5 protein-coding genes and 1 pseudogene are annotated in these 3,483 nt (G+C 69.6%); 3 read left to right on the top strand and 3 right to left on the bottom strand.

The window, feature by feature from the left end:
* Window positions 1-152: 152 nt before the first annotated feature.
* Both ACH4C6_RS36225 and ACH4C6_RS36220 read left to right on the top strand, forming a co-directional pair.
* Window positions 153-662: pseudogene (locus tag ACH4C6_RS36225) on the top strand (transposase); the annotation flags it as partial.
* Window positions 661-783 (top strand): hypothetical protein, encoded by a 123-nt coding sequence (locus ACH4C6_RS36220; RefSeq protein ID WP_398112822.1) that lies wholly within the window; start codon window positions 661-663, stop codon window positions 781-783. The pseudogene ACH4C6_RS36225 and the gene ACH4C6_RS36220, both read left to right, overlap by 2 nt.
* Before the next feature lie 16 nt (window positions 784-799).
* Here the strand turns inward: ACH4C6_RS36220 and ACH4C6_RS36215 are convergent, their stop codons facing one another.
* Window positions 800-1,099, bottom strand: coding sequence for a hypothetical protein (locus ACH4C6_RS36215; RefSeq protein ID WP_398112821.1), 300 nt, complete (start codon window positions 1,097-1,099; stop codon window positions 800-802).
* A 368-nt stretch (window positions 1,100-1,467) separates the two neighbouring features.
* On the opposite strand from ACH4C6_RS36215, the gene ACH4C6_RS36210 reads away from it, so the two are divergent.
* Window positions 1,468-2,457 carry a PIN domain-containing protein gene (locus ACH4C6_RS36210; RefSeq protein ID WP_398112819.1) on the top strand — a complete coding sequence of 330 codons (990 nt, stop codon included), beginning with the start codon at window positions 1,468-1,470 and terminating at the stop codon, window positions 2,455-2,457.
* A 107-nt stretch (window positions 2,458-2,564) separates the two neighbouring features.
* Here ACH4C6_RS36210 and ACH4C6_RS36205 read toward each other — a convergent pair whose 3' ends face one another.
* Both ACH4C6_RS36205 and ACH4C6_RS36200 read right to left on the bottom strand, forming a co-directional pair.
* Window positions 2,565-2,825, bottom strand: a complete 261-nt coding sequence (locus ACH4C6_RS36205) for a hypothetical protein (RefSeq protein ID WP_398112818.1) — start codon at window positions 2,823-2,825, stop codon at window positions 2,565-2,567.
* Window positions 2,822-3,127, bottom strand: coding sequence for a DUF6247 family protein (locus tag ACH4C6_RS36200; RefSeq protein WP_398112820.1), 306 nt, complete (start codon window positions 3,125-3,127; stop codon window positions 2,822-2,824). The genes ACH4C6_RS36205 and ACH4C6_RS36200 overlap by 4 nt, the downstream gene beginning before the upstream one ends.
* Between the last annotated feature and the right edge of the window lie 356 nt (window positions 3,128-3,483).

Genomic DNA, 3,483 nt, shown 5'->3' with positions numbered 1-3,483 from the left:
TGCGACTCGGTCAGCCCGGAAAACGGCTCGATCCACTTAGGATCATCCGCTGAGATCACCCCACCCATGCCCAACCAACGCACCAACCGCCACACTAATTACGGGACAACCTCTAGGGTCCACGTCACCGCACGGAAAGAAGCACTCCCCAAGTGAAGAAGCGTATCGGGTCCTACCCGCGTGTCCGTACCGAGGGCGGCGGCCGGGCGGTGGTCTCGCAGGCCGGGAGCGTGCTGCTGGTGGAGACGGTCCGCAAGAGCGGCCTTGACCAGGCGATATCCGCGGCGCTGGCACCGTGGCGGAAGCCGCGGGCCGTTCACGGTCCCGGAAGGGTCCTGCTAGATGTCGCGTTGGCGGTCGCGTCGGGCGGGGACTGTGTCGCAGATGTCGGCATGCTGCGGGCCGAGCCGGCCGTGTTCGGGCCGATGGCCTCAGATCCGACGGTCTCCCGTCTGATCGACGCGCCGCTTCCGGGGAAAAGGCCCTGCAGGCGATCCGCTCCGCACGGGCCCAAGCCCGCCTGCGAGTCTGGCAGTTGGCCGGCCGGGCGGCGCCCGACGCGGACGGAACGGTGACCGTCGACCTCGACGGTGTGCTGGTGATCGCGCACTCCGAGAAGGAGGACGCGGCCCCGACCTGGAAGCGGAGCTACGGCCACTCATGCCCGGCGGTGAGGAGGTATGGCTGCGGATGTGCACCGACTGCTCCAGCGTCGCCGTGTGGACCATCGAGCAGTGGTGGGAGTTCGCCAGCGAATTGCCCGACGCGGCGCCGCAGGACTGAGGCGCGGTGCTGGGGGTCACCTGCTCTTGATGATCCGGCTGATGTCGAACGGGACTTCCTCCGCCAGCTTGAACAGCGGCTCCAGGACGCCGTGGTACACCGGGTCGGTGTGGGGCGGGCAGTGCTCGGTCAGCAGACAGCCGGCGGCTTCGTCCTTGGTTCGGGGGTGGGCCGCTTCCTCGTCTGCGGCGATCTCCACTACGAGCTCCATCGCGTGGTCCACGCCGTCGCGCACCCGGGCCCACCGCCGCGCCGTGTCCTCGCGCTCGTTCGGAACGGCACTGGGGTGCGGACGCTCGGGCAGGAGATCGGCCACCGGCACCGACAGCGCCTCGTGCAGCCGTCCCAGGGTCGGCTCCTGGCACAGTTCGACGTGTCAGTAAGCCTGCCAGAGGGGTCTGACAATCGGGTCGCCCTCACGACATTTGGTGCGTCAGCCTTGCAGGCATCGCTGGACGCAGCCGGCCTTCTCACCAGCCGCGGTGCCCAGGACGCCCCAGACCATCGGCTCCTCGTGCTCAGGCAGTGCGGCGAGCACCTTCGCCTTCGGTAAGTCGGCGGGAGGAGTCCTTCTGCGGCATCCACCGATGATGGCCCACCCCACTGACATCCCCGGCCCCGCCAAGTCCTGTCGCCGGGGAAAACCCCTGCACCAAGGACCTGTTGGAGGCCTACGCTCCCGTCATGTACAGCAGCGCCTATCCCGTGCCGTTGACCGGCGGCGGCTTCCGGCTCGGAGTCTTCGACACCTCGGTGCTCACATCGGACGTCACCGCGGCCCTGAAGCGCGGCCAGCCGTCCTCGATCCTCGCCGGGATGCGGCACGGGACGCTGCGTGGGTTCATCCCGCAGCACGTGTGGGCGGAAGTTCCCCGTGTGCTGGCAGACCGCAAGCGTGAGGGCGGCGCCTTCGATCTCGCCCGGGCGGAGCGGCTGTGGTGGCAGCAGTATGTGCCGCTGCTGCACGTCGTAGACGTGAACGGGCTTCCCATGACGGCGGCCGCCCACAAGCTCGCCCACGAGGACCTCAGCGACGTCGGCATCCTCCAGCTCGCCGGCGTACTTGCCCCAGTCGTCCTGCTGGCCGCCGACCGTGACCTGATCCGCCAGGGCGTTGCCGTCCCGAACTGGGAAGCGATTCGGGCTGTGCTGGGGAGGATCGGCAAGGCGGAGGCGGGCATGCAGGGCAGTACCAGCACGATCGTGGGAGCCGGATACGGTCTGGCCGGAGCCGTACGGCTGGCCCGAGCCCACCCGGTGGCCGCCACCGTGGCGGTTGCCGCCGCTGGCACCTATGCGTACCTCAACCGCAGCCGGTTCTCCAGCGACACTCGCGCGAAGCTCGCCCGGTTCGGCACGGAGGCCTTCAAGGTCCTGGGCGAGCCGTTCGTCCAGGACGAGGTGCACGGGCGCGACTGGGCTCAGGCGCAGCGTGGCACCGCTGGGGACGATGTGCTCTCGCAGGTCGCTCGCCTGCTCGCCCGCGCGCCCGAGCCAATGACCCGGACCGACATCCTCGCCGCGCTCCCCGCCGCGGTGCAGGAACCGCACCGTCGGCAGATGGACGGACTGGGGCGGCTCCTGCACCGCTTCCCCGCCTTCCACCAGGCAGCACCCGGCCGATGGCAGCTCGGCAGGAACAACATGCAGATCACCGCCCCGCCTTGGGCGTAGAGCGGCGTAACGGCAGTGGTAGGCCATGCAGGACGCAGATGGCTACGATGCGAAACGACCTGACCCCGGCAGTTGCGATGCCGGGGTCAGGTCGTTGCCACCGGTGGCTATCCGAGCCAGGTGATGGTGAGGACGGACAGGCGGCGCAGGGGCCGGTTCACCCAGTAGGTGAGGGAGAGCTGGCCAACGGAGGCGTGCCGGACGTCCTCACCCTCGGGGTCGCCGGTGTTCCACTGCTGGAAGCCCCACGGATCGCCGGCGGCGGCGTCTAGGACGTCCCACACCATGTCTTCGACGTGCTCGGGCAGGGTGTCGAGGACCTTCGCGGCCGGGGCGGAGAAACGGACCGCGTACGGCTGCTCAGTCACCGGCGCCTTCCCCGCAGCTCCGCCATGTCGATGAACTCGCTGTCGTCGTAGCCGGAGGCGACGAACGCGTCGACGGCAGGGGCGGAGGCGAGACGGCCCTGCCAGACCTGGACGACCTCGTACAGCGGCGCGAGAGAGAACGTGCGCCGCGATTCCTCAAGGGCAGCCGCCCACTCCCGCTCGAAGGCTGGCACCCAGGTGTCCGCGCGCCGGTCGGCGCGGAGCTGGGCGAGGAGTTCGGCCGGCGCTCCGGGCGCGGGGGCGTACGGCGTGACGGGTGCGTGGTCGGGCTGCGCGCTCATCTGGTCCTCCCGGCGGATCGTCTCCTCACGGTACGCGCGCTGGCGGGCCGTTGATGCGGACATGGACAGATCCCCTCCTACTGGGTGCTGGGTGGATGATGTGCCGAGTGCGAGGTGCATCACCGCGCGGGTGGTCTCATAGCGGACGACCACGTCCTAGGTGTGCTGTCCCGGGACGTTGGTGACACGCGGACTGGGTGCTTGAACAGGTGAGGGCCTTCTGGGTTCGGTGTGGATTGCGACATCTACGCCCGACCGCACGAGGCCCTCGTGTCCCACCGTAATGCCCCGCTGACCCCGACCGGCAGGCTGCGTCTGGCCCGGTGTCGTCGACGACAACTGGCCCCTGCGGCGGG

It is taken from the genome of Streptomyces sp. NPDC017943 (genome assembly GCF_044328425.1).
GTDB classification, from domain to species: Bacteria; Actinomycetota; Actinomycetes; order Streptomycetales; family Streptomycetaceae; genus Streptomyces; species Streptomyces djakartensis_A.
The sequence above is the reverse complement of the archived record's forward strand: the minus strand, read 5'-3'. Positions and strand labels throughout refer to the sequence as shown.